This is a genomic window from Planococcus sp. A6 (assembly GCF_028823615.1).
Taxonomy (GTDB): Bacteria; Bacillota; Bacilli; order Bacillales_A; family Planococcaceae; genus Planococcus.
In genome coordinates, this window is record NZ_JAPEHT010000261.1 from 1 (window position 1) to 1,043 (window position 1,043).

The 1,043-nt window shown below is 45.5% G+C and carries 2 protein-coding genes; one reads left to right on the top strand and one right to left on the bottom strand.

Annotated features, from left to right (window positions below; genetic code table 11):
• A partial coding sequence (locus ON064_RS18335; protein ID WP_274625888.1) for a GTP-binding protein occupies positions 1-566 on the bottom strand: 566 nt, incomplete at its 3' end.
• Positions 567-781: 215 nt separating this feature from the next.
• Between ON064_RS18335 and rpsT the strand changes: the two genes are divergently transcribed.
• Positions 782-1,030 (top strand): 30S ribosomal protein S20, encoded by a 249-nt coding sequence (rpsT, locus tag ON064_RS18340; protein WP_101190205.1) that lies wholly within the window; start codon positions 782-784, stop codon positions 1,028-1,030.
• Positions 1,031-1,043: the final 13 nt, after the last annotated feature.

The following is a 1,043-nucleotide window of genomic DNA, read 5'->3' on the forward strand; positions in this document are numbered from 1 at the left end:
ACTTTTTCGACGATCTGTTCAAGGATTTCCTCGATGCCGATTCCGGCTTTTGCGGAAGCCAATACTGCTTCAGACGCATCGAGGCCGATGACATCCTCAACTTCCTGGCGCACGCGCTCCGGGTCGGCTGCAGGCAAATCGATTTTGTTGATGACCGGAAGAATCTCGAGATCATTGTCGAGCGCCAAATAGACATTGGCCAGTGTCTGCGCTTCAATGCCTTGTGCCGCATCGACGACCAAAACAGCGCCTTCACATGCTGCGAGGCTTCTTGATACTTCGTACGTGAAATCGACATGGCCCGGCGTGTCGATCAAGTGCATAATGTATGTTTCTCCGTCTTTTGCTGTATAATTGAGCTGGACGGCGTTCAATTTGATGGTGATTCCCCGCTCACGCTCCAAATCCATGGAGTCGAGCAATTGGGATTTCATTTCGCGTGCTGTCAGTGCATTGGTTCTTTCCAAAATGCGGTCGGCCAGCGTCGATTTTCCATGATCGATGTGTGCGATGATGGAAAAGTTGCGGATCTTCTGTTGTCTCGCTAATCTCTGTTCTTGGTCCATTTTCTTCACTCCCATATAAACTACTTTGAATTATAGCAGTCAAGCGGGTATTGGGCAATGAATCACCGCATAAAGCTTTCAGTGTCAAGGCAAACTTCTTTGCACGTAACTATTGCATTCGGCCAGCCGATTTGATAAAATAACTTTTGTTGTATAGAGACACTGAAGAGCAAGGGCTTGTACCTGACGCTCAAATTGTCTAGGAGGTGAAAGATATGCCAAACATTAAATCTGCAATCAAACGTGTTCGCACGAACGATACGAAAAATGCTCAGAACTCATCTGTTAAAACTGCAATGCGTTCTTCTGTGAAAAAGGCTGAGAAAGCTGTAGCCAATAATGAAGAAAACAAAGGGGATTCCCTTAAAGCAGCAATCAAACAAGTTGAGAAAGCAGCTTCTAAAGGTTTGATCCACAAAAACACTGCTGCCCGTAGAAAATCAAGCCTCATGAAAAAAGCGTAAAACGCATCAAAAA

Bases quoted from the DNA above. Each gene is read 5' to 3' on its own strand.
- rpsT (WP_101190205.1), top strand. From the start codon at position 782: ATGCCAAACATTAAATCTGCAATCAAACGTGTTCGCACGAACGATACG.